Origin of the sequence: Saccharomonospora sp. (assembly GCF_027317685.1) — a bacterium.
Lineage (GTDB): Bacteria > Actinomycetota > Actinomycetes > Mycobacteriales > Pseudonocardiaceae > Saccharomonospora.
Map to the genome: position 1 here is coordinate 1 of NZ_DAHVQP010000026.1, position 23,692 is coordinate 23,692.

25 protein-coding genes are annotated in these 23,692 nt (G+C 68.5%); 6 read left to right on the plus strand and 19 right to left on the minus strand.

The annotated features are described in order from the left end of the window. Nucleotides 1–103: 103 nt before the first annotated feature. The 3 genes from M7H19_RS02570 to M7H19_RS02580 all read left to right on the plus strand — a co-directional run bounded on the left by M7H19_RS02570 (nt 104) and on the right by M7H19_RS02580 (nt 3,040). Nucleotides 104–799, plus strand: a complete 696-nt coding sequence (locus tag M7H19_RS02570; RefSeq protein ID WP_298176637.1) for a sigma-70 family RNA polymerase sigma factor — start codon at nt 104–106, stop codon at nt 797–799. An 81-nt stretch (nt 800–880) separates the two neighbouring features. Next, nucleotides 881–2,008 carry a DUF5667 domain-containing protein gene (locus tag M7H19_RS02575; RefSeq protein ID WP_298176640.1) on the plus strand — a complete coding sequence of 376 codons (1,128 nt, stop codon included), beginning with the start codon at nt 881–883 and terminating at the stop codon, nt 2,006–2,008. Between the two features lie 60 nt (nt 2,009–2,068). Next, nucleotides 2,069–3,040 (plus strand): HAD-IB family hydrolase, encoded by a 972-nt coding sequence (locus tag M7H19_RS02580; protein WP_298176642.1) that lies wholly within the window; start codon nt 2,069–2,071, stop codon nt 3,038–3,040. Nucleotides 3,041–3,093: 53 nt separating this feature from the next. On the opposite strand, the gene M7H19_RS02585 is transcribed toward M7H19_RS02580, so the two are convergent. The 16 genes from M7H19_RS02585 to M7H19_RS02660 all read right to left on the minus strand — a co-directional run bounded on the left by M7H19_RS02585 (nt 3,094) and on the right by M7H19_RS02660 (nt 18,374). Then, on the minus strand, nt 3,094–3,960 hold the full coding sequence (locus M7H19_RS02585; RefSeq protein WP_298176790.1) for a lysophospholipid acyltransferase family protein: 867 nt from the start codon (nt 3,958–3,960) through the stop codon (nt 3,094–3,096). A gap of 77 nt (nt 3,961–4,037) precedes the next feature. After that, nucleotides 4,038–5,033, minus strand: a complete 996-nt coding sequence (locus tag M7H19_RS02590; protein WP_298176644.1) for an NAD-dependent epimerase/dehydratase family protein — start codon at nt 5,031–5,033, stop codon at nt 4,038–4,040. 159 nt (nt 5,034–5,192) lie between these two features. Next, nucleotides 5,193–5,294, minus strand: coding sequence for an AURKAIP1/COX24 domain-containing protein (locus tag M7H19_RS02595; RefSeq protein WP_298176646.1), 102 nt, complete (start codon nt 5,292–5,294; stop codon nt 5,193–5,195). Between the two features lie 87 nt (nt 5,295–5,381). Beyond that, on the minus strand, nt 5,382–5,597 hold the full coding sequence (locus M7H19_RS02600; RefSeq protein WP_298176647.1) for a helix-turn-helix domain-containing protein: 216 nt from the start codon (nt 5,595–5,597) through the stop codon (nt 5,382–5,384). A 208-nt stretch (nt 5,598–5,805) separates the two neighbouring features. Further along, nucleotides 5,806–6,615 carry a pyrroline-5-carboxylate reductase gene (gene proC / locus M7H19_RS02605; RefSeq protein ID WP_298176650.1) on the minus strand — a complete coding sequence of 270 codons (810 nt, stop codon included), beginning with the start codon at nt 6,613–6,615 and terminating at the stop codon, nt 5,806–5,808. Nucleotides 6,616–6,678: 63 nt separating this feature from the next. After that, on the minus strand, nt 6,679–7,503 hold the full coding sequence (locus M7H19_RS02610) for a thioesterase family protein (RefSeq protein WP_298176652.1): 825 nt from the start codon (nt 7,501–7,503) through the stop codon (nt 6,679–6,681). Then, nucleotides 7,500–8,426: a proline dehydrogenase family protein gene (locus M7H19_RS02615; protein WP_298176654.1), complete on the minus strand. Its 927-nt coding sequence runs from the start codon at nt 8,424–8,426 to the stop codon at nt 7,500–7,502. The genes M7H19_RS02610 and M7H19_RS02615 overlap by 4 nt, the downstream gene beginning before the upstream one ends. A gap of 88 nt (nt 8,427–8,514) precedes the next feature. After that, entirely contained in the window at nt 8,515–9,315 is an 801-nt protein-coding gene (locus tag M7H19_RS02620; protein WP_298176656.1) for a sugar phosphate isomerase/epimerase family protein, read from the minus strand. Nucleotides 9,316–9,330: 15 nt separating this feature from the next. Continuing rightward, a complete protein-coding gene (locus M7H19_RS02625) occupies nt 9,331–11,130 on the minus strand; it encodes a hypothetical protein (RefSeq protein WP_298176660.1) in 1,800 nt (599 codons plus the stop codon). A gap of 52 nt (nt 11,131–11,182) precedes the next feature. Next, nucleotides 11,183–12,154 (minus strand): Ppx/GppA phosphatase family protein, encoded by a 972-nt coding sequence (locus tag M7H19_RS02630; protein WP_298176662.1) that lies wholly within the window; start codon nt 12,152–12,154, stop codon nt 11,183–11,185. A 94-nt stretch (nt 12,155–12,248) separates the two neighbouring features. Continuing rightward, nucleotides 12,249–12,935: a response regulator transcription factor gene (locus M7H19_RS02635; RefSeq protein WP_298176665.1), complete on the minus strand. Its 687-nt coding sequence runs from the start codon at nt 12,933–12,935 to the stop codon at nt 12,249–12,251. Then, nucleotides 12,932–14,218 (minus strand): ATP-binding protein, encoded by a 1,287-nt coding sequence (locus M7H19_RS02640; protein ID WP_298176667.1) that lies wholly within the window; start codon nt 14,216–14,218, stop codon nt 12,932–12,934. The genes M7H19_RS02635 and M7H19_RS02640 overlap by 4 nt, the downstream gene beginning before the upstream one ends. Nucleotides 14,219–14,397: 179 nt before the next feature. Continuing rightward, the gene (locus M7H19_RS02645) at nt 14,398–15,147 is read right to left on the minus strand and encodes a phosphoglyceromutase (protein WP_298176670.1); all 750 of its coding nucleotides are present in this window, start codon (nt 15,145–15,147) and stop codon (nt 14,398–14,400) included. 539 nt (nt 15,148–15,686) lie between these two features. Next, on the minus strand, nt 15,687–16,232 hold the full coding sequence (locus M7H19_RS02650; RefSeq protein WP_298176672.1) for a YbjN domain-containing protein: 546 nt from the start codon (nt 16,230–16,232) through the stop codon (nt 15,687–15,689). Beyond that, the gene (mshA, locus tag M7H19_RS02655) at nt 16,229–17,524 is read right to left on the minus strand and encodes a D-inositol-3-phosphate glycosyltransferase (RefSeq protein ID WP_298176676.1); all 1,296 of its coding nucleotides are present in this window, start codon (nt 17,522–17,524) and stop codon (nt 16,229–16,231) included. Before mshA ends, M7H19_RS02650 begins: the two co-directional genes overlap by 4 nt. 4 nt (nt 17,525–17,528) lie before the next feature. Further along, entirely contained in the window at nt 17,529–18,374 is an 846-nt protein-coding gene (locus tag M7H19_RS02660; RefSeq protein ID WP_298176679.1) for an alpha/beta hydrolase, read from the minus strand. A 95-nt stretch (nt 18,375–18,469) separates the two neighbouring features. Here M7H19_RS02660 and M7H19_RS02665 point away from each other — a divergent pair, with 95 nt between their 5' ends. After that, nucleotides 18,470–19,201 (plus strand): SDR family NAD(P)-dependent oxidoreductase, encoded by a 732-nt coding sequence (locus tag M7H19_RS02665; RefSeq protein WP_298176682.1) that lies wholly within the window; start codon nt 18,470–18,472, stop codon nt 19,199–19,201. An 18-nt stretch (nt 19,202–19,219) separates the two neighbouring features. On the opposite strand, the gene M7H19_RS02670 is transcribed toward M7H19_RS02665, so the two are convergent. After that, a complete protein-coding gene (locus M7H19_RS02670; protein ID WP_298176685.1) occupies nt 19,220–20,275 on the minus strand; it encodes a UDP-N-acetylmuramate dehydrogenase in 1,056 nt (351 codons plus the stop codon). Between the two features lie 25 nt (nt 20,276–20,300). Here M7H19_RS02670 and M7H19_RS02675 point away from each other — a divergent pair, with 25 nt between their 5' ends. Continuing rightward, the gene (locus M7H19_RS02675; protein WP_298176688.1) at nt 20,301–20,795 is read left to right on the plus strand and encodes a DUF2505 domain-containing protein; all 495 of its coding nucleotides are present in this window, start codon (nt 20,301–20,303) and stop codon (nt 20,793–20,795) included. A gap of 100 nt (nt 20,796–20,895) precedes the next feature. Beyond that, nucleotides 20,896–21,753, plus strand: coding sequence for a formyltetrahydrofolate deformylase (gene purU, locus M7H19_RS02680; RefSeq protein ID WP_298176689.1), 858 nt, complete (start codon nt 20,896–20,898; stop codon nt 21,751–21,753). Here purU and M7H19_RS02685 read toward each other — a convergent pair. Together M7H19_RS02685 and M7H19_RS02690 are read right to left on the minus strand one after the other, a co-directional pair. Beyond that, nucleotides 21,706–22,620 (minus strand): ABC transporter ATP-binding protein, encoded by a 915-nt coding sequence (locus tag M7H19_RS02685; RefSeq protein WP_298176692.1) that lies wholly within the window; start codon nt 22,618–22,620, stop codon nt 21,706–21,708. The genes purU and M7H19_RS02685 overlap by 48 nt on opposite strands. After that, nucleotides 22,617–23,687, minus strand: coding sequence for an iron chelate uptake ABC transporter family permease subunit (locus M7H19_RS02690; protein ID WP_298176792.1), 1,071 nt, complete (start codon nt 23,685–23,687; stop codon nt 22,617–22,619). The genes M7H19_RS02685 and M7H19_RS02690 overlap by 4 nt, the downstream gene beginning before the upstream one ends. Between the last annotated feature and the right edge of the window lie 5 nt (nt 23,688–23,692).

Sequence of the window (23,692 nt, forward strand, 5' to 3'; positions counted from 1 at the left end):
CACACCACTACCTACTTCGCGGTAACAACACGTATGCTCCATCGGGCGACGTAGTGGCGATGATCACGCAAAGCCGGGAAAGGGCCCGGAGGAGGTGCGACACGTGAGCATGCCGATCGCTGTTGCGGCTGGTCCAGCGCCCGCGAGACTGAAATCGGTACGGCTGTCGAAAGCACGGCCCGACCACGACGCCCGGAACACCACGACCGACACCACCGAACCCACCGACTCGGCCGTGGCCGAGAACTGGGAACTCGTCCACGCCGCACAACACGGCGACACCACCGCCTTCGCCACGCTCTACCACCGGCACGTCGACAACGTCTTCCGTTACGTGCTCCTCCGCGTCGGCGACCGACACCTCGCCGAGGACGTCACCAGCGAGACGTTCCTGCGCGCCCTGCGCCGCATCACATCGATCTCCTACCAAGGCCGCGACGTGGGCGCCTGGTTCACCACCATCGCCCGCAACCTCGTGCTGGACCACGTCAAGTCCAGTCGGTTCCGACTCGAGATCGTCACCGACGAGGTCAGCGACCCCGGCGCACGCGACACCCGCGCCAACTCGGCCCCCGGGCCCGAACAGGAGGTCATCAGCAGGACCACCAGCGACGAACTGCTGCGCTGCATCGCCGACCTGGGTGATGACCAGCGCGAATGCATCATCCTCCGGTTCATCCAGGGCCACTCGGTGGCCGAAACGGCCGCGATCATGCAGCGCAACGAAGGCGCCGTGAAAGCCCTGCAGCACCGCGCCGTGCGCCGCCTCGCCAAACTGCTGCCCCACGGCCTGCGCTGAAAGCCCGCCGCGTAACCACAGCGGGCCGTGGCTCGTTGCTCGTTGCGACGAGGTCGACGAACGGTTGTGGAGGCGGAGGCGGTGAGCCGAGCGGCATGGTTCCGCACCCACAGACGTGACGACGAACGGTTCGCCCGCGCCGTCGACTCCGGGGTCGACTCGGACTCCTTCGACGCCGAACTCGCCGTCGTCGCGGCACTGCGCAAACTCGGTGACTCCGTCACGGTCGACGACCGGTCCCGCGAACGCATCGCCCAACGCCTCACCGCCTCGGCCCAGCCTTCCCGGGCTCGACCTCGGACCCGGACTCGGACGGCATCCGTGCCAGCCATCGCGTTCTCCGTGCTCTCCGTGCTTCTCGCGCTGACCGGTTGGGGAACATCGCTGGCGCAGGACGCCCTCCCCGGCGAACCGCTCTACCACCTCAAACTCGCCCAGGAGACCGTCACGCTCGGACTGACCTTCGACGCGGAGGACGATGCCGTCCGAAGACTGTCCTACGCCTCCCGCCGCCTCGACGAGATGACCACGCTAGGCCGACACGGAGCCCACGACGCCGACTACCACCTCGCCCTGCGAGAGTTCACGGAACACGCCACCGAAGGCACCTCCCGCCTCACCGCACTGGCCACCCGATCCGACGGAAAACTACTCTCCGTGTTGTCCTCTTGGGCTCAGCGGGAATCCTCTCGACTCGGTGAACTCGACCATGCCCTGCCCGCCACCGTGAACGACGACCTCGACACGCTCCTACGCCGCATCGAACACCGCACCACGGCGCTGTCCGAACGCATGGACTGCTACGAGATCACCTCGACACGCACCGACGACCTCGGCTCCCTACCCGCCACAGGGAGGTGTGCCGCCCCGCCTTCCCTCTCTCCCCACATCGAGGAGCCGCGCACCCAGGGACCACCGACCCGAACGGAACGCAAAGAGCGGACCGAACACACTCGACACGGCGTGCCACCGGCCCCGGAACCGCCACAGGTCACAGTCGTGGACCTGCCCCACACGACACGGGAACTCACCGACCCCGAACGACCCGAAGGGTCCATACACCCTGCCGACGTGGCACCGCCACCCGCCGTGTCCGCCCCCGTCCCGGCCCCCACACAGGCCCACATGCCCGACTCACCGCCGGAGGAACCCGCCCTGGTCAGCATCGCTCCGCTGCTACCGGGATTGCCCACCGTAACGATCGGATAGCCCTCCGGTGCACGCCCGTCTCTCGTTACTCTGTGACAAGGCGCCGGAGGCAACCTACGTATGGAGGCGGTGTGCGTGTCTCGATGGTGGGGGCGCGGTAAGAGACGGGAACGCGAGCGACTCGCGGCACTCGCGGGCGAGGCTTCGGCCGACGCCGCCGTCGCGATGGAAGCCGCTTCGCTCGCGACGGCCGAGGCGGAGACCGAACCGGATGCCGAACCGGAGCCACACGAAGCTGCCAAACCCCCGTCCGTTCCCCAAGACCTCACGGCAGCGGCGTTCTTCGACGTCGACAACACGATGATGATGGGCGCGTCCATCTTCCACTTCGCCAGAGGACTGGCCGCCCGCAAATACTTCAGCACCTCCGACCTGGCCGGGTTCGCCTGGCAACAGGTCAAGTTCCGCGTCGGTGGCAGGGAGAACCACCAGGGCATGCAGTCCAGCCGGGAGCAGGCGCTGTCCTTCGTGGCAGGCCGCACCGTCGAGGAGATGGTGGCCATCGGCGAGGAGATCTACGACGAGCTGATGGCCGACAAGATCTGGGCGGGCACCCGTGCACTCGCCCAGATGCACCTCGACGCGGGACAGCGGGTGTGGCTGGTGACCGCCACGCCCGTGGAACTCGCGGCGATCATCGCGCGCAGGTTGGGCCTGACCGGAGCACTCGGCACCGTCGCCGAGAGCGTGGACGGCGTGTACACGGGCAGGCTCGTCGGCGATCTGCTGCACGGCCGGGCCAAGGCGCACGCCGTGCGGGCACTCGCCGCGCGCGAGGGTCTCGACCTGCGTCGCTGCACGGCCTACTCCGACTCCCAGAACGACGTTCCGATGCTGTCGGTGGTGGGCACGGCCGTGGCCGTCAACCCCGACGCGGGGCTGCGGGAGGCCGCCCGCGCCCGGGGCTGGGAGATCCGCGACTTCCGCACCGGCCGCAAGGCCGCCAAGATCGGCGTGCCCTCGGTATTGGGAGCGGGTGCCGTGGCGGGCGCCGTGGCCGCGGGCCTGGCCCACCGCAAACGCGTCGCCTGACCCCTCCCCAGTCGTGTCCGCAGGCTGCGGACACGGCGTCGGTGTGTCGCCGTTCAGCCGGTGAACACACCTCGGCGCTGGGACAGCCTGCGGTACAGCAGGGTCTGGATGCTCTCGCGGATGCGGTCGGTGAGGGTCAGCACCAGCAGCTGGTCGTCGGCGGCGTCGGCGGCGTAGTCGTCGGTGCGGATCGGCTCACCGAACTCGATGTGCCATTTCGTCGGCAGTGGGATCGTCCCCAGTGGCCCCAGCAGCGGAAAAAACGGTGTGACGGGGAAATAGGGCAGTCGCAGTAGCCGGGCCAACGGTCGGATGTCGCCGATCTTGGGGTAGATCTCCTCGGCCCCCACGACGGCGCACGGGATAATCGGCACTCCGGTCCGCAGGGCCGCCGACACGAACCCCCCGCGTCCGAAGCGTTGGAGCTTGTACCGTGCCGAGAACGACTTGCCGACGCCTTTGAACCCTTCCGGCCACACTCCCACCAGCTCGCCGTCACACAACAGGCGCTCGGCGTCGGGGTGGCATGCCAATGTCTGGCCCGTCTTACGCGCCAGCGATCCGAGCACGGGGGTGTCGAACACGAGGTCGGCGCCGAGCATGCGCAGGAACCGTTGGGCGGGGTGTTCGTCGTGGATGGCGAGCGCGGTCATCACGGCGTCGAGCGGCAGCACGCCGGAGTGGTTCGACACCAACAGTGCGCCGCCTTCGGCGGGGATGTTGTCGAGGCCGTGGGTGCTGACACGGAACCAGTGGTCGTAGAGCGGACGCAGCAGCGGGAACAACACGGTTTCGGTGAGCTCAGGGTCGAATCCGAACTCGTCGACCCGGTAGTCGCCGGTGATCCGGCGGCGCACGAAATCGGTGAGGCTCGACGGACCGGTGCTTCGTTGGGGGCCGACGCGGCCGGGAAACGGCACCACATTCGCTCCTGTGTTCGGTTCGCCGCGCGAACCCGCCGAGGGCAGCGGCACCACCCGGGCCGCACCTTGCGGCTTCACTGTCGCAACCTCCCCCTCAAAGACGTGGTCGCTCTCACGGCCTCGTCGAACGCCTGTCGAGTCGTCCACCGAGGCGAGTACCCGAACTCACGGGTCAGTCTCGTCGTGTCCACGACACGGCCGAAGTTCAGTAGCCGCACGAGGTCGGCCGAGACGTTCACGGTGCGCGCGTTGCGGAGCACTTTGCCGACGGGTGACATGGCGAGGCGAGGAAGGGGTAGTGGCGCCCGCCCGGCTCGCCTGATCGCTTGGGACAGCGTGAGCACACCGTCGCCCGCGACGTTGAACACGCCCGGCTTCTCTTCGGTCGTGGCCCGTTCGAGCACGGCGAGCGCGTCCTCGGCGTGCAGAAACTGCAACCGCGAGTCGAATCCGAGCACGGTCGGGACGAGCGGCAGTGAGAAGTACCGGGAGAAAACGGTGTCGAAGTCGGGAGCCACGATGTCGGCGAATCGCAGCGTGGTCACTTCGACGTCGAGGCGGCGACGCGCGAAGCCGCGCACGTAGCCTTCCAGTTCGACGGCGTCCTTCGAGTAGCCGGACGCCACGGTGGGGATGAGTTCCGCGTCCTCGGTGAATACGGCCTGCGAACGCGGTGAGGCCCCGTAGACCGCCGTGGTCGAGGCCACGACGAGTTTTCGGACGTACGGCGAGTTCTGGCATGCCGCCAGCAGCCGCATCGTGCCGATGACGTTGGTTTCCTTGGCGGAGGAATCTCCGCCGGAGCCCGCGGGGTGGCACATGGGACCGGCGTGGACCACCGTGTCCACCTTCGCGGATGTCATGATCTTGGCTAACAGGGGGTTGCGGATGTCGGCCCGGACGAACTCGACCCGACCGAGTCGGCCGAGTTGACGTAACACACCTCTGCTCGGAGGCGAGGTGTCCACGCCGACGATCCGGTCGAAGCCGGGACAGGCGCCCAACCTCGACAACAACCGTCCGCCCAGCTCACCGGAGACTCCGGTGACCAGGACGATGTTCGACGGCATCAGACCCCCGTGTGACAGGCGCGGTCGCGACCCCGGACAGTGCTGGCCAGGGCGGATGCTACCCCGACACAGAGGCGCCGGGGTCGATCCGGCGCATGCGCCCGGCCTCTTCGACGATCGCTTCGTCGCGGCCGTGCCGACACCCGCGGGCCTGCGGCCTCACTTACCCTGCTTGCGACGCTGCACTCGCGTGCGGCGAAGCATCTTGCGGTGTTTCTTCTTGGACATGCGCTTACGGCGCTTCTTGATTACCGAGCCCACGCCACGCTCCTAACGGTCGGTCTCAAACGACCTTCCAGGTTACTCGGGCACTTCGGCGTGGCTGCGCGGCCCTCCTACCTCGAAGTGCTATCCCGCATCGAAGTAGGCGTTGTCGAGGTACCCGTGGACGGCCTTCTCGGGCACCCGGAACGACTTGCCGACGCGTACGGCGGGCAGCTCTCCGGAATGTACGAGTCGGTAGACGGTCATCTTGGAGACCCGCATCAGCGTGGCCACCTCGGCGACCGTCAGAAACTGGACGTGTCGGGTTTCCGGCCTGTCCTCTTGCTCATTCGGCGGCATAACAGTTCACCGTGTCCCTTGCCACGCGCCGTGCCGCTCGACTTCCCCACCGAGCGGTACCGACACGCGCGTGCTTCTGTCGAGGGTAGCGGGACCAACGGGGCTGGTGCGACGCCTGTCGAGGGGAAACAGGACACCCGGACGGAGGCAACACCGCAAGTCACCGACCGTGTGAGTAGCGAAGTGAGCGCCGAAACCGCCCTCGAAATCAGTCCTGCTGGGCCCGGCCGAGTTCGACCGACCGGTCCCGGGCCGCCTCGATGGCCGCCAGCAACGCCGCGCGCACACCGTGGTTCTCCAGTTCGCGGATGGCGTTGATGGTGGTGCCCGCGGGCGAGGTCACCGCTTCCCTCAGCAGAACGGGATGGCCCGTGCCCTCGTCGAGCATCTTGGCCGCGCCGACGGCGGACTGGACGATGAGTTTTTCGGCCACCGCCCTGGGCAGGCCCAACAGAATGCCCGCGTCGATCATCGCCTCGACGAGGTAGAAGAAGTAGGCCGGTCCCGAACCCGACAGCGCGGTGACCGCGTCCTGCTGCGATTCCGGCACCTCGACGACCTTGCCGACACAGCTCAACAGTTCGGTGACGATCCGCACGTGTTCTCGGGTGGCGTGGCTGCCGGGTGACACGGCGCTCATGGCCTCACCGACGAGCATCGGGGTGTTGGGCATCACCCGCACCACGGGTGTGTTCGCGGGCAGCCGTCGTTCGAACAGCGACGTGGGCAACCCGGCGCACAGGGAGACCACGAGCGAGGACGGCCGCAGGATGGGCGCGAGTTCGGCGAGCACGGGGTCGATGTCCTGCGGTTTGACCGCGAATACGAGCAGCTCGGCCCGGGCCGCGGCCTCCTCCAGGGTCACGTTCGTGATGCCGTAACGCGACTCCAGTTCCGCCGCCCTCTCGGGATGGCGTTCGGTGAACAGCAGGTCCTCCGCGGAACGGCCCCCGTTCAACAGTCCCGACAGCAGCGCCTCACCGATCTTGCCCGCACCCAGTACCGCGATGGTTCCCATACCCGCAACAGTAAGCCGTGTTTTCCCGGGCCCGCGCACCGGCCGCACGGGCCCGGCCGGCTGTCACGGCAGGGGCGACAACGCCAACTGCCTGGCCTGACACACGATGCGGCCCTGGCTGTCGACCACGATCGCGTCGGAGTCGAACCAGCCTTCCTGGACCACTCGGGAGTCGACCTGGATACGCAACCACCCCGGGTGTGGTCGGGCCCGCAGCAAAGCGGTGAGTTGGACCGTCGGCGCCCAGCCCGTTCGGCCGAGGTTAAACACCACAGGAGGGTTGAGATCACCGGCCAGCAACGCGAAGTACGGGTCGATGTCGCCGCGTCGAGGCCGGGCCCACAGCCGCAGTCGCGGCGGGTCGTCCTTGCGTCCGACGAGATAGCCGGCCGTGGCCGGGTCCACTCTCACATCGCAACCCCGGGCGAGGTGGAACAGACCTTCGGAGGTCCTGCCCGACAACATCACCGCGTTCGGGGGTGGTTCGGCGGGCAATGCGGGAACGTCGTTCCACGCGGGGGGCCTCAGAGGCAGTCTGCCCGCTGTCACGCGCGCCTCCACGCAACTGCGTCCCCGCTGTTCCAGGCTGACCGCCACCACGGTGACCCGCCTACCGATCTTGCGGATGTCGGTGCGCAACAACACCGGGCCGAGAGCGGGAGCGTACAAGAATTCGGCGCTCACCGCGAGTGGGTCCACGGGCGGTTCACCCGCCTCGGACAGTGCCCTGATCGCGGCCTTCGCCAACAGCGCCAACAGAAACCCGCCGTGCGGGTGCTTGTCGATCGACCACTCCTGCCGCAGATCGGCGGTGAACGTGCCATCCCCCAACGAACGCACGTCACAGGCGGCGGCGAGCGACACCGGCTCCGAGTCGATCGAGTTCACGAACGGCTGACCAAGGCTCGGAGGAACAACGCCAGGTTCGCGGGACGCTCCGCGAGCCGCCGCATCAGATAGCCGTACCACTGCTCCCCGAACGGCACATACACGCGCACGGTCTCCCCTTCCGCGGCCAGCCGACGCTGTTCGTCCGGCCGGATTCCGTACAGCATCTGGTACTCGTAGCTGCCTCGTTGCCTGCCGTACCAACGGGTCCGCTGCCGCAACACGTTCACCAGTCGGGGATCGTGCGTTGCGAACATGGCGTAGGCACCCCCTTCCAGCAAGGCGTTGGCGCACCGCACGTAGCTGAGGTCGACCTCGTGGTCGTCGACGAACGCGACCGCGGCGGGCTCGGCGTAGGCCCCCTTGCACAGTCGGACCCTCGACCCCTCGTACGCCAGCGCGGCGACGTCCGACTCGGTGCGACGGAGGTACGACTGCACCACGGCCCCCACCCACGGCCGGTTGCGGCGTGCCTTCTCGACCACCCGTAACGTCATGTCGGTGGTGGTGTGGTCCTCCATGTCGACGGTCACGGTGGTGCCGCAGTCGGCGGCGGCTTCGCAGATCCGGCCGAGGTTGCGGGAAGCCAGCACCTCGTCGCCGTTCACCGTCAGTGCGGACAGTTTCACACTCACCTCGGCGTGCTCGGCCAGCTTGCGCGCGGCCAACTCGTCCAACAACCGCAGGTAGGTACCAACCGTCCGTTCGGCCAACTCGGGATCGCTTGTGTACTCGCCCAGATAGTCCAATGTGGCGTGCCTGCCGTCGGCAGCAAGGGTCTGGACCACCCTCAACGCGTCCGCGACGGTGTCACCCGCGACGAAACGTGCGACGATCTGTCGACTACCCGGCGCTGTGGCGACCACCCGCCGGATCACGTCGTTGTCGGCGGCGGCGAGGATCAACGATCGCAGCGGCTCCACAACGCAAACTCTACGGGTCTGGAGCCGAAAAGTGGTGCCAACCCGCCCGATGATCATATTTTCCCCGGTTCGGCCGAGGGCCGCCCGGTCACTGGCCGAGATGAAGGCGGGCGAACAACAACGCCTCGGCGAGATCGGCCACCCGGCGGGCGGGGTACTTGGCCGCTCGCGTGTTGACCTCCAACACCACGCTGCCTTCGTAGCCCTGCTTCACCAGCCGCTCCAACAGTTCGGCACACGGCTGGTTGCCGCGGCCGGGCACCAGATGCTCGTCCTTGGGGGCTCCCGTGCCGTCGGCCAGGTGCACGTGCGACAGACCGGACCCCATCCGGTCGGCAAGCGCCAACGCGTCCATGCCCTCGGCGGCCGTGTGCGACAGATCGAGCGTGTAGTGCGCGTAACCGACATCGGTCGGGTCGATGGACGGCCGGAACGCCGACACCCGCACGTTGCGGCCACTACCGGGCGGACGCACCGTGAACATATTCTCCACCGCGATGGCCACCCCGCTCTCCTGTTCCAGCTCGGTCACGAGGTCGGCGAAGGCCGCGCCGTAGCGGCGCTGCCAACGGAACGGCGGGTGCACGACCACGGTGCGGGCCTCCAACTCCAGCGCGGCTTCCACCGAACGCCGCAGGCGCACCACGGGATCCGGCGACCACACCCGCTGTGTGATGAGCAGCGAGGGCGAGTGCACCGACAGCACGGGAACGCCGGTGGACTTGCTGTACTGCCGCAGCGCGCCCACGTCCTGGCTGTCGGGGTCGACCCACACCATCACCTCGACCCCGTCGTAGCCGAGGTCCGCGGCCAGTTCGAAGGCGCTCTTCGCTCTCAGCGGCCACACCGAGGCCGTGGAAAGCGTAACCGCGATCTCCGGACTCGCCACGTCAGAACATGCTCTCTACCGGGACACCAGCAACAACGCCGCGGGCGACACGGTGACCACCAATCCGACGAGCAGTGCGAGCACGGTGGTCTGGGTGTCCTCCGCCCTTCGCACCTTGCGCACCACCCACACGAGCCCGACGGTGACCACCAACGCCGCGATCAACGCGGCGGCGGGCAACCTGCCCCACAGCCAGTTGAAGCCCAGCCACACACCGGCGCCACCGGCCACGCCGAGTGCGAGCTGTCCGGCAAGCACGAGCCATTGCTTGGCCGGCGAACCGTCCACGTCGTCGGCGTCATCCTCGGCGGCGTCGGACGTATCGGCGGCGTCGGCGGTGTCGGCCTTGCGTGCTCTGCCGAACCTGCGTTTCCTGGGCGCGGGCTCGTCGTCGTTCTCGTCGTTCTCACCGCCCTCGCCGTCCTCGGAATCGTCGGCGCGCTCGTCGGAGTCGGCGTCACCGTAGTCGTAGTCGTCGGCGTACGAATCGGCGTACAGATCGTCGCCGTAGGCCGCGTACCGCGTGCCGTAGTCGCCAAGCGAATCGTCATCGTCCTCGCCGAGCGGATCGTCGCTGAGCACACCGGTCCGGTTACTCGGACCGTCGAAATCGTCCTCGTCGTCGTCGAAGTCGGGCACGTAGTAGCCCGTGTCCGCGCCGTCGTCATCGTCGGAATCGGACTCCAGGACGGCAGCGACACCGACCTGTGTGGCCTCGTTCGCCGACTCGGGCGAGTCCGTGGGTCGGCCGGTCTTACCGTCGCCACCGCGTCCGCCCGGCCAGCTCGACAATCCCGCGGGCGGCTCGTCGGGATGCACCGGCTCGGCCAGCGCCGTCTTCTCGGCGTCGTTCTCCGCCACGGCCGGAAACTGCTCGGTGCTGGGCTCCGGCGGCGGCGCGGGCGCCGTCCTCGGCGGCCTGCGCCTGCGCGACGGCATCGGAAACGCGCCGGAACGCGGCGTCGGACCGCCCTGCTGCGGCGTCGACGACTGGGCGGGCTGCTGGGTGTCCGGCTCGTCGGTGTCGTCGAGACCGTCGAGCCGTGCCGCCAACGTCCCCTCCTGCGCGGGTGCCTTCGTGGGCGGCGGCACCGGTGCGGGCACTCGGCGGGTGGCGTTCATCCGGTCCGCCACGTCACGCGGCGGCCCCTGCTGCGCCTGGTTCGGTTTCTGCGCGCCGGGACCCCCCGGCTGCGGACCCGCACCTCCCGACACGGCACCCCCACCGGGCGGCATCGGGCTGGACCCGGTGTTCTGCGGCGGCTGCTGTGGCGGCTGTGGCTGCTGTGGCGGCCGGAAACCGTTGGCCACCGGCTTGCCGTACCCGGTGCTGTGGGTGCTGCTGGGAGGAAGACTCGACTGCGTCGGTGGGGACGTCGGTGGGGACGCGGGCTGCGCGCCCTGCTGCCTGGCACCGCGGCCACGGGGCGGCAACGGCGGCCGCCCGGCGTCCTCACCGCCGGGAGCGGGATAAGAACCCGAGCCCTGCGGCGGCCGGGGCGGCAACTTCTGCGGTCCCGTACGCGGCTGGCCGACACGGCCACGACGAGGTTCCTCGCCTGCCTGGGAACGCCCGTTCGCGGGGCCACCACCACGTGAGGTCGGCCCGGGAGGCGGCGCCTCAGCACGGACCCGATCGATGATCGCCTGCGGAGCCGTGTCGGCGATCCCGGGCTGACGACCACCGGATGCGTCGCCGTCCTCGGCAGCGCGACGCCGCCGGCGGCGTGGTGTGCCACCGACCTGTCCGCCATGCTCGGCGAGAAGCTCGGCCACAGTCTTCTGTGCCCGCTCGCCGCCGCTGTCTCGAGTCATCCCTTCCACCGTGCCCGTCGCCTGCTCGTTACGTCCAGTCTGAACCCAGGCATCATGCGCCCCGCCTCCAGCCGGTCAACAGCGCGGTCCGGTCTGCGCCGTCGGAGTGGTCCAACCGTTGCAGAATGACACCCTCCCGGAGTGCCCAGGGGCAGATTTCCAGGGAATCCAAAGACAGCACCCGCATCGTGCTTTCCGCCACAAGAGCACCCGCGACGAGCTGGTGGGCCCTGCTGACGCTCACGCCCTCCAGCTGCGCCAGGTCGTCTGACGACATACGGGAGATGAAAGCGATGAGCTGGCGCAGCCCGGTGTGGTTGAGCACCCGACGGACATGAGGACCCGCCGACGACGGTGCCGCCCCGGTCAACCGCGCCAGGGACCGAAGAGTCTTGGAGGTCCCCACGACCCTGTCCGGCACGCCCACTGCGGAGACATGGTCGGCCAACTCACCGAGCCGGTCGTCCAACCACGCGGTCGTCGAAACCACTTCCGCCCGGGTCGGCGGGTCGTTGGCGAACCGGGTCCGGGTGATGCGCCCCGCCCCCACCGGCAACGACTCGGCCAGTTCGGGCTCCTCGTCGGCCCCCATGGCGACCTCCAGCGAGCCACCACCGATGTCCAGCACCAGCAGTCTGCCCGCCGACCAGCCGAACCAGCGGCGCACCGCCAGAAACGTCAACCTGGCTTCCTGCTCACCGGTCAGCACGCGAAGCTCGATGCCGGTCTCGTCGGCGATCCGCGCCAACACCGCGTCGGCGTTGTCGGCGTCCCTGATCGCCGAGGTCGCGAACGCCAGGAGCTCCTCGCAACCCAGCCGCTGAGCCGAGTCACGAGCCTGGGCGACCGCGAGCACCAGCTCGTCGACCACCTTCTTGTCCAGCTCGCCGTCGACACCTATCCGCTCGATGATCCTCAGCACCGCCTTCTCGGAGTGCATCGGCATCGGGCGGGCACCACGATGGGCGTCCACCACCAACAGGTGGACGGTGTTCGACCCGACGTCGAGTACCCCTAGGCGCACAAAGCCCTACGGTACCGTCCGCCCACGTGATCCCGCTGTGACCTAGGCGGTCGGACGTTCGGCGGTCGCCGTACTGCGGCGAACGACGCCTCGTTCAGGGCTCGAACTTATAGCCGAGGCCGCGCACGGTGACCAGGTAGCGGGGCGAACCGGGCTCCGGCTCGATCTTCGACCGCAGCCGTTTGACGTGCACATCCAGCGTCTTGGTGTCTCCGACGTAGTCGGCTCCCCACACCCGGTCGATGAGCTGGTTGCGGGTCAGCACTCGTCCGGCGTTACGAAGGAGATACTCCAAAAGGTCGAACTCCTTCAGCGGCAGCGACACCTCTTCGCCGTTCACCGTCACCACGTGCCGATCGACGTCCATACGCACGGGGCCACCGGTCAGCACGGGCTGCTCCTGCTGGGCATCGCCCGCCTCCCCGCCTCTGCGCAACACGGCCCGCACCCTGGCGATGAGCTCGCGCGCCGAATACGGCTTGGTGACGTAGTCGTCGGCTCCCAGCTCGAGGCCCACCACCTTGTCGATCTCGCTGTCCCGCGCCGTCACCATGATCACCGGCACGCTGGAGCGCTGGCGCAACTCCCGGCACACGTCGGTGCCGCTCATCCCGGGCAGCATGAGATCGAGCAGGACGATGTCGGCGCCGTTGCGGTCGAACTCCTCGAGAGCCTGCTGTCCGTCGGTGGCGACCGCCGCCGTGAATCCCTCCTTCCGCAGCAGGAAGGCCAGCGGGTCGGCGAACGACTCCTCGTCCTCGACGATCAGCACCCTCGTCACGACGCTTCTCCTCCTCCGGTGCTTTTCTGTGGGACCGCGTGCACGGCCTGCTCGACCCGCCTGTTCGGCTCGGGCGGAACGGCCGGGGCGGGCATGGCCGCCGGGACGGACGTGGCCGCCGGGGCGGACATGGCCACCGGGGCGGACGGGACCTGTTCCCGTACGTCCGTGGCCTCCGGGTGAACGGGGACGCGCAGTGTGAACGTGGAGCCCACGCCCGGGCTGCTCCACAACCGCACCTCCCCGCCGTGGTTGGCGGCGACGTGCTTGACGATGGCCAGCCCGAGGCCGGTGCCGCCCGTGGCACGGGAACGCGCCTTGTCGGAACGGTAGAAACGCTCGAACACGCGCTGCTGGTCGGCCTCGGCGATGCCGATCCCCCTGTCGGTGACGGCGACCTCGACATAGCCGTCCACCAGCTTTCGGCTGATCGACACGGGCGAGCCCGCCGGGGAATACGCCACAGCGTTGTCCAACAGGTTCGACAGCGCGGTGACCAACAAGGTGCGGTCGCCTTCCACGGCAAGACCGCTGGCGCTGTCGGTGGTGATGTCGATGCCGGCCGACTCGGCGGCGAGTCGCGTACGTCCCAACGCCTCGTCCACCACCGTGTCGATGTCCACGACGGTGAGCTCGGGCAGCTTCTCGGCGCCCTGTAGCCGCGACAGCGCGATCAGTTCGGTCACGAGCTTGCCCAGCCTGGTGGACTCGCGCAGGATCTTCTCGCCGAACCGGCGGACCTCGTCGGCGTCGTCGGCCGCGTCGAGCACCGCTTCGGCGAGCACCGCGATGGCTCCGACCGGGGTCTTCAACTCGTGACTGACGTTGGCCACGAAATCCCGCCGCGTGGCCTCCAACCGCACGGCGTCCGAATGGTCGGCGGCCTCCACCACGGTGAAACCGTCCCCGAGCGGTCTCACTTCGCCGAGCACGGCCTCGGGCCCCCGCCTGCGCACGGCCAGCGGGGACAGATCGATCTCGGTGGGCACTTCACTGTCCGCGACCTGCTCGGCTGCCTTACGCGCTCGCACGTCGACCCGGTTGTTCCGGACGAGACCGAGATCCTCGGCGCGGTGGTTGTGAAGCACCAGGTCGCCGAACCGGTTGAGCATCAGAACGCCGCTGTTGGACGAGCGGACGAACCGTTCCAGTAACTGAGCTGTCGTAGGTCCTTGCGGGCGCATGCGGTTGTAGGTGAGTCGGAACCGGCCGATGAGGAAGCCGACGAGCAGGCCGACCACTGAAGCGGCAAGGGCCAGCGCGAACGAAGCGGGCGCCGTCACGCTCGCATCGTAGACACGAAAACAGCCGAAAAGCCTAGTCTTGGAAGCCTTCTCGTGATGGTCGTGACACCTTCACGGCACTTGTTAGCCGTCGTGTCACCGACCGTTCACCGAATGGCCGTGGACGGCCCGGACGACGCCCGTCCGTCCACGGTCCTCGACACGACTCGGCGCTCGGCTCAACGCCCTTGGCTCGCCACGGCCGCGGCGGCCTTCTTCGCCTCCTCGGGGTCGAGGTAGGTACCGCCGGGGTTGGTGGGCTTGAGGGTCTCGTCGAGGTCGTAACGCAGGGGGATACCGGTGGGGATGTTGAGTCCTGCGATGTCGTCGTCGGAGATGCCGTCGAGCTGCTTGACCAACGCCCGCAGCGAGTTGCCGTGCGCCGCGATCAGCACCGTCTTCCCGGCCCGCAGGTCGGGGACGATGGCGGACTCCCAGTACGGCAGCAGCCGTTCCACCACGTCCTTGAGGCATTCGGTGGCCGGCATCCTGTCGCCGAGTCCGGCGTAGCGCGCGTCGCCGTCCTGGCTGTACTCGCTGCCGGGCTCGATGGGCGGCGGCGGAGTGTCGTAGGAACGGCGCCACAGCATGAACTGTTCCTCGCCGAACTGCTCCAGCGTCTCCTTCTTGTTCTTGCCCTGCAGGGCACCGTAGTGACGCTCGTTGAGCCGCCAGTCGCGCCGCACGTCGATCCAATGGCGGTCGGCGACGTCGAGGGCGATGTTCGCCGTCGAGATAGCGCGCCGCAGCAGAGACGTGTGGACGACGTCGGGCAGCAGGCCCGCCTCGACGAGCAACTCACCGCCGCGCCGGGCTTCGGTCTCCCCTTGTTCGGACAGCGGGACGTCGACCCAGCCGGTGAACAGGTTCTCCGCATTCCACGTGCTCTGCCCGTGTCGCAGCAGCACCAGGGTTCCAAGTTCGGCCATGCTCCAAGCCTGCCATGCGGCCGTTCGGGTGGGCGGCCCCGCGCTCACGCTCCGAAAAATCTACTGACCGTTGCACAGAGAAAGGTTGATCTTCACCCACTCCCCTGGCACGAGGTCAACAAACGTGTCGTCCCGGTTAAGAGAATCGCGGCGCGTTAACGATAGGGGCGAATTTCACCCGAACGAGGGACTGGGTAGTCTTGTGATTACAGCCCCGAGTCTGACAAGTTGACTACAACCCGCTCGGTCGGTCACCACGCACTCCCCGGCCGAAAGCGGGCACAGACGCAGCTCGTCTTCCCCCTGCCGAGCTGCGACCCGCCGGCCCCGTTGGCATCCCCCTCGCCACCGGGTCCAATGCGGCGGGACAGTCAGCGGGGCGGCTCGAGTTCGCGCCTCCCCCCTCCCTCGAGCCGCCCCGCGACACACAGCACGGGTACAGAGCACACAGCGCGTGTCGATGCGGTGTCCTCTCGGACCTCTCACCTTCTGCAACGTGCAGAACCGCGCTCCGGTTCCCGGTGTGACATCCGTCCTGTCTAGTCGGACATGAGTGAACCCGGAGTGTGAGGCGTCTCGGGGCGCACCAGATGCTCGAACGCCTTCAGGTTCGCCAGCGACTCGCCTCGCGACACCCGCCAGTCCCACTCCCTGCGGATCGACGTCGCGAAACCGAGCTCCAGCAGCGTGTTGAAGTCACCGTCGGCCGCTTCCAGGATCTGGCCGAGCACCTTGTCCACTTCGGCCTCGGTGACCGTGTCCAGGCCGAACCTGCCGGCGAGGTAGATGTCGCCGACCGCGTCGATGGTGTAGTGCACCCCGTACAACTTCGCGTTGCGGCGCAACAGGAATCGGTAGACATCCTCGTGCGCCTCGTCGGGGCGCCTGCACACGAACGCCTCCACGGCCAGCGAATGCTCGCGCGCGATGAACCAACAGTTGGTCTGCAGTTTCTTCACTCCGGGCAGAGTGACGAAATACACGCCCTCACGGCGACGGTTGTATTCCAACCCTGACGCGTCCAGCGTCGAGGCGATCACCTCGTCGACGCGATGGAACTCCTCCCGGCCGTTGCCGGCGCTCACACCGCCACCTCCAGTGCCGTGCCGCGGAAGGCCCTCATGGCCTCCCGGTAGATGTCCAACAACGCGTCGGTGGTGCGCTGCCAGGAGAACCGCTGTGCGTGTTCCCGCGCGCCGCGCGACAACGTCGCCCGCACCCCGGTACGCAGGGCGACCCGGGCGAGAGCGTCGGCCCAGTCCTCCGTGTCGTGTGTGGGAACCAACAGACCCGACACCCCGTCGTCGACCGCCACCGGCAGGCCTCCCACCCGCGCCGCCACCACGGGTGTTCCACACGCCTGCGCTTCCAACGCCACGAGCCCGAAAGACTCGTTGTGGCTCGGCACCGCCACAGCGTCGGCGGCGCGGTAGACGTTCACCAGGTCCCGGCCGCCCTGCGGGGGCAGGAAACGTGTGACGTCGTCGATACCCAATCCCGCGGCGAGATCCATCAGCAACCTGGGCTGTTCCAGCCCTGTACCCGACGGACCGCCCGCGACGAGAACCACCAGCCGCCGCCGCAGCGCGGGGTCACGTCGCACGAGCGCGGCGGCGGCACGCAGCAACACGTCGGGAGCCTTCAACGGCTGGATACGCCCCGCGAACGCGAACACCACCGCGTCGGCGGGGATGCCGAGCGCGGCTCTGGCCTCGGCCTGACTTCCCGGCCGAAACCGTTCCAGATCCACCCCGGGCGATGCCGTGCGCACGGCATCGGGATCGGCGTCGTACAACCGCACGAGCTGATCGGCCTCCACCTCGGTGTTCACCACCAGCCGGTCGGCCTCGGCCACCACCTGTTCCTCACCGATCACGCGCGTGCGCGGCTCGGGCGTGTCACCCGAGGCGAGAGCGGCATTTTTGACCTTGGCCAACGTGTGGGCGGTGTGGACCAGCGGCACTCCCCAGCGATCCCGGGCCAACCAGCCGACCTGTCCCGACAACCAGTAGTGCGAGTGGATGAGGTCGTAGTAACCCGGCTCCTGGAACGCCTCCGTGCGCAGCACACCCGAGGTGAAGGCACACAGCTGGGACGGCAGCTCACCACGCTCCAGCGGTTCGAACGGGCCCGCGGGGATATGGCGGACGAGCACTCCGGGAACGAGTTCCACCGCCGGTGGCTGATCGGACGACGTGGCGCGCGTGAACACCTCGACGCTCACTCCGCGGCGGGCCATCTCCACGGCCGTCTGCGAGATGTAGACGTTCATACCGCCCGCGTCCTTGGTGCCCGGTTGCTCCAACGGTGAGGTGTGGACGGACAGCACCGCGACCCGGCGTGGCCAGGTGGCCACCCGGTAGCCGGAGTTCGTCACCGCTTCACCTTTCTGCTCGGCCGACTGCGCCGTCGACGGCCTGTTCGGCGAACCACCTCAGTGTGGTGCCGAATTCGTGGGAGGACTCGACGAACGGCAGATGCCCTACTCCCTCCCACCAACGCGTGGCCGCCCCCGCAATCTTCCCGGCCGTGTACTCGCCCGCGGAGACGTCCACGACGGCGTCCTCGGTGCCGTGCAGCACGAGCGTGGGTACGTCGACGGCGGCGAGCACGTCGGCGCTGTCGACGTCACGGCGGAACAACGCTTTGCGCACCCTCGGTGGCACGGCGAGGCTCGCGCCCAACAGGGCCTGAGAGACGTGTCCGGGGACAGGTCCGGCGGCCATGCCGGTGGCCAACGTCCGCAACGCGGGCAGGGCGACATCGAGATCGCCGGAGAGCGCGTCGGGCAGTGCCGCCGACATCGCGGAGCCCACCCGGCCCCCGGGACGACCTTTGCCGATCTCGGTGATCGCACCGGCGAACACGATGCCGGCCAACCCACGCGTACCGTGGACCCGCAGATAGTCGGTGATCACCAGACCGCCGTACGACCAGCCCACCACCACCGCGTCCGGCCCGGCCACCTCGAGCACCGCGGCGAGATCGTCCGCCCACACCGTGGGATCGTCGTAGTCTTCCTCGGGCGTCTCGGAAACACCGTGCCCACGCAGATCGAGGGCCAGCAGCCGGAAACGCTCACGCAACCGTGGATCGGCGAACTGAAGATCCCATGCCCGGGCCGACTGGGCCCAACCGTGGACGAACACGATGGCGGGAGCGTCGAGTTCGCCGTCGACCCGTACCCCCAACCGGACACCAGACGCACCGACGACTTCCGACCTCATCCGCCTCGTCAATCCCCTTTCGGGTCCTTTCGAGTCACCGCACGCCCGTGCACCGCCGACGAGCATGTTTACATTACCTGGCAGCATCGGGGGACATGAGCACCCGAACGGCAGTCATCACAGGGGCAAGCGCCGGTATCGGCGCGGCGACCGCACGCGCTCTAGCAGCCGCCGGATTCCACGTCGTCCTCGGCGCACGACGCCTGGAGAAACTCCAGCCACTCGCCGAGGAACTGTCCGGCACCGCGCACCGACTCGACGTGACCGACGCCGAGTCGGTGACGTCTTTCGCCGAGCGGATTCCGGAGTGCCACGTGCTGGTCAACAACGCCGGTGGTGCGCGGGGCCTCGACCGCGTCGAACACGCGGACGAGGAGCGCTGGCGGTGGATGTGGGAGGCCAACGTGCTGGGCACGCTCCGGGTCACCAAGGCGTTGCTGCCGAAACTGCTGGCCTCCGGTGACGGGCACGTCATCACCGTGACGTCCATCGCGGGTCACGAGACCTACGACGGCGGCGCGGGGTACACCTCCGCCAAGCACGCCCAGTCGGCACTGCACCGGACGTTGCGTTCGGAACATCTCGGTGACCCGCTGCGCCTGACCGAGATCATTCCGGGGATGGTGGAGACCGACTTCTCGATCAACCGGTTCGAAGGCGACACCGAACGCGCGGCCAAGGTCTACGAGGGGTTGACGCCACTGACGGCCGAGGACGTCGCCGAGGTGATCGCCTTCGCCGCCACGCGACCCTCGCACGTCAACCTCGACCAGATCGTGCTCAAGCCGAGAGCGCAGTACAGCGGCAGTCGAGTGCACCGGGAGTGACCCGGACGGCCACCACTGCTAGAGCGCGCAGTTCACCAGCAGCGGCTCGGGCCGCAGTTCGACCCCGAACCGCTCGTACACACCGTCGCGCACCTGCCTCGCCAGGGCCAGCAGGTCGGCGGTGGTGGCCCCGCCTCGGTTGGTGAGCGCCAGCGTGTGCTTGGTGGAAAGCGACACGCGGCCACCGGGCCCGGGGTGTCCCTTGGTGAACCCGGCGCGTTCGATGAGCCACGCCGCCGACAGTTTCACCCCGTCGTCGGCGGGATACCGCGGCACAGCCGCGTCCTCCCCGACCACCTCGGCGATCCGTTCCAACACCCGCGGCAGGTCCGCCTCGGTCACGATCGGGTTGGTGAAGAACGAGCCCGCACTCCACGTGTCGTGGTCCTGCGCGTCGAGAACCATGCCCTTGCCTCGCCGCAGGGCGAGCACCGCGGCCCGCGCTTCGGACACGGGCACCCTGGTGCCGATCTCCACCCCGAGGGTGCGGGCCAGCTCGGCGTAGCGGACGGGAACCGACAGGCCGTCGTCGAACAGGCGGAACCGTACGGACAACACCACACCGGAGTCGGTGCCCTTGAGCACGCTGGTGCGGTAGGCGAACCCGAGCTCGTCGGCCGGGACCGTCCGTACCTCGCGGGCACGGCGGTCGTACAGCTCGATCGATTCGACGACCTGGCTGACCTCACACCCGTACGCGCCGACGTTCTGGATGGGCGTCGCACCCGCACAGCCCGGAATGCCCGACAGGCACTCCACCCCGCCGAGTCCCGCCGACACCGTGGCCGCCACGTAGGCATCCCAGTCCTGGCCGGCGGCCGCCGTACGGAAGTCGTCGCTCCACCCCGTGGTGGCGATGCGCACGACCGTGCCGTCGAAGCCGTCGTCGCCGATGACGAGGTTCGAGCCACCGCCGACGAGCAGCACGGGCTCACCCGCGTCGTCGAGCTCCCGCACGGAAGAGACGAGGTCGTCGGCGGTCTCGGCCACGACGAACCGCCGCGCGGGCCCACCGAGCCGCAGAGTGGTGTACTCACGCAGCGATTTCCGACCGACCGTTTCGACAATGCTCACGCCTTCAAACGGTACTGTCCCTCGCATGGCCACCCGTATCGAGCACCGTGCCACGTTCGCGCACGACGTCGCCGACGTCTACGACGCCCAGACCGGCGAGCGGGCCCTGCGTGCACGGCTGGAGCAGATCGGAGGCGCGCACGCCGAGCTGCGCGGCCATGAGGTGACGGAGCACGGTGCCCGGTACACGCTGATCCAGGGCATCGCCGCCGACAAGCTGCCTTCGCTGGTGCGAAACCTCCATTCCGGTGACCTGATCGTGCGACGCGAGCACGTCTGGACCGTCCTGGGCGACCGCCGCACCGGGACGATCACCGTGGGAGTTTCCGACGTGCCCGGCCGGATCACGGCCGACGTCGAGCTCTCATCGAACGCCGAGGGATGCGTGCAAACCACGCGCGGCGAGGTGGCCGTGCGGATTCCCCTCATCGGCGGCAGGATCGAAAGTTTCGTCGCGGACCAGGTGACGAGACTACTCGAACTCGAAGCCCATTTCACGACGCAGTGGCTCGCGCACTGAAACCGGTCACTCACCGACACACGCCGTCCGACGTCTCTCTCGTCACTCCCGGCGGGAGCACCGTGTACGACGCCACGGTGACCAGGGAGAATGTCTTACCGTGCACGAGCGCCAGTACGTCATCACCTTCGGCTGTCCCGACCGCAAGGGGATCGTCTCCCGCATCTCCTCGTTCCTCGCCGAGATCGGCGGATGGATCGTCGAGGCCGCCTACCACACCGACCCGGACACGGGCTGGTTCTTCACCCGCCAGGCGGTGAAGGCCGACTCCGTTCCGTTCGACATCGACGAGCTGCGAGCCCGCTTCGCCGGCGTGGCGCGGTCACTGGGTTCGGAGACCGACTGGAGCGTGGACGACACCGGACAACGTCCCCGAGTGGTGATCCTGGTGTCGAAGGAAGGTCACTGCCTGTACGACCTGCTGGGCCGAGTCGCGTCCGGCGAGCTCGACGCCGACGTGCGCGCCGTCATCGGCAACCACGACGTGCTTTCCGACATCACCCAGGCGCACGGTATCCCGTTCCACCACGTCCCCTTCGACGGTGACGGCGCGAACGCGTTCGACCAGATCGCCAAGCTGGTCGACGAGCACGATCCGCACGCCGTGGTACTCGCCCGGTTCATGCGCATCCTGCCGCCCGAACTGTGCGAGGCGTGGGCCGGCAGGGCCATCAACATCCACCACAGCTTCCTGCCGTCGTTCATCGGCGCACGCCCCTACCACCAGGCGTACGCGCGAGGCGTGAAGCTCGTGGGCGCCACCTGCCACTACGTCACTCCCGACCTCGACGCGGGGCCGATCATCGAGCAGGACGTCATCCGCGTCGATCACCGCGACACGGTGTCGGACATGGTGCGCAAGGGCCGCGACATCGAGAAGGTCACGCTGGCTCGGGGGCTGCGGTGGCACCTAGAGAGGCGCGTGCTCGTGCACGGCAACCGCACCGTGGTCCTCTGAGTCCTTCTCGTCCTTCTCGTCGTTCGAGTCCTTCGAGTTCTTCGGACTCGAACGGCGCCGTGCGGCGGGCACGATCATCGGCGTCCCCGTCTCGGGGTCGTCCATGATCCGACAGGGCAGCCCGAACACGTCGGCGATCAACTCGGCCGTGACGATCTCGCTCGGGTCGCCCTGCGCGGCGATGCGCCCACCCGGTGCGAGCACGATCAGGTTCGTGGCGTAGCGGCACGCCTGATTCAGGTCGTGCAGCACCGCCACCAGGGTGTGGCCGGAGTCGGCGTTGAGGTCGGCGCACAGCTCCAGCACCTCGATCTGGTGGGCGATGTCGAGGAACGTGGTCGGCTCGTCGAGCAACAGGATGGGTGTCTGTTGTGCGAGCACCATCGCCAACCACACGCGCTGCCGCTGGCCGCCGGAGAGCTCGTCGACGAGACGGTCGGCGAGATCGGCCACGCCCGTGCGGCTCATGGCCTCCACCACCACGGCCTCGTCCTCCGACGACCATTGCCGCAACAGTTTCTGGTGGGGGTACCGGCCCCGGGCCACCAGGTCGCCGACGGTGATGCCGCTGGGGGCGATGGAACTCTGCGGCAGCAGTCCGAGTCTCCGCGCCACCTCGCGCGAGCGGTAGCTGGTGATGGCCTGCCCGTCGAGGTACACCGTGCCCGTGCTCGGCTTCAACATCCGGGCGAGCGCTTTGAGCAGCGTTGACTTGCCGCACGCGTTCGGTCCCACGATCACGGTGAACGACCCATCCGGCACGGTGACCCCGAGGTCGCGGGCCACGACGCTGTCGTCGTAGGCGAGGGTGAGGCCCTCGGCGCGGAGCCTGCTGCTCGCGCTTCCGTCGCTGCTTTTCCCAGTCACGCGTACCTGCCCTTCCCGCGCCACTCGGACGCCAACAGCCACATCAGGTACAGCCCGCCGAGGCACCCCGTGGCCGTGCCCACGGGAAGTTGCGCGGCGGGGAACAGTCGTTGCATCGCCAAATCACCCACGGTGAGCAGCAACCCGCCCATCAGCGCCGACGTGACCAGTCCCGGGTTCGGCGAGCGCGTCAGTCTCCGCGCGAGCTGCGGCGCCGCGAGCGCGACGAACCAGATCGGGCCCGCGGCGGCGGTGGCGAACCCCGCCAGCAGCACGCTCGCCACGATGAGGACGGCCCTGCTGCGCTGCACCCCGACACCGAGCGCGGTGGCCGTGTGGTCACCGAGCTCCAGCATCGACAGCGCGCGGGCTTGCCCGAGAGCCAGCGGCAACAGGACCGCCAACGCCAGGCCGGAGACGGCGACATGGTCCCAGTCGCGGCCGTTCACGCTGCCCACCAGCCACGCCTGGGCGCTCACGGCGTCGTAGATGTCCGCCCTGGTGATCAGATAGGAGTTCACCGACAGGGCCAGGGCGTTGATGCCGACACCCATGAGCACGAAGCGATAGCCCTGCACGCCCCGCCGGTACGACAACGCGTAGATGAGCACCGACGTCACGATGCCGCCGACCAGCGCGCCGACCGCGACCTGCGTCATGCTCCCACCGACGGCGATGATCACCATCAAAGCGCCGGTGGACGCGCCGTTGGTGAAGCCGATGAAGTCCGGGCTGCCGAGCGGGTTGTGGGTGAGGCTCTGCAGGATCGCACCGCTGACCGCCAGCGCCGCGCCCACGAACAGCGCCGTGAGCAACCGGGGCAGGCGCAGTGTGTTGACGATGAAGTCGGCGGCACCCTCGCCCTGGCCGGTGATCGCGGCGAGCACCTCGGCCACGGACAGTTCGTACTCACCCGTGGTCAACGTGATCGCCATCGTGACGAGCAGAGCGAGCGTCAGCGCGGCGCCCACGAACACGGTGCGCGGTGCCACCCGCAGGGCGACGGTCTCGCGACGGGTCCGCAGCACTCTGCCGGTGACGGGCCGGGTCGTCGAGGTCCGGGTCATGATGT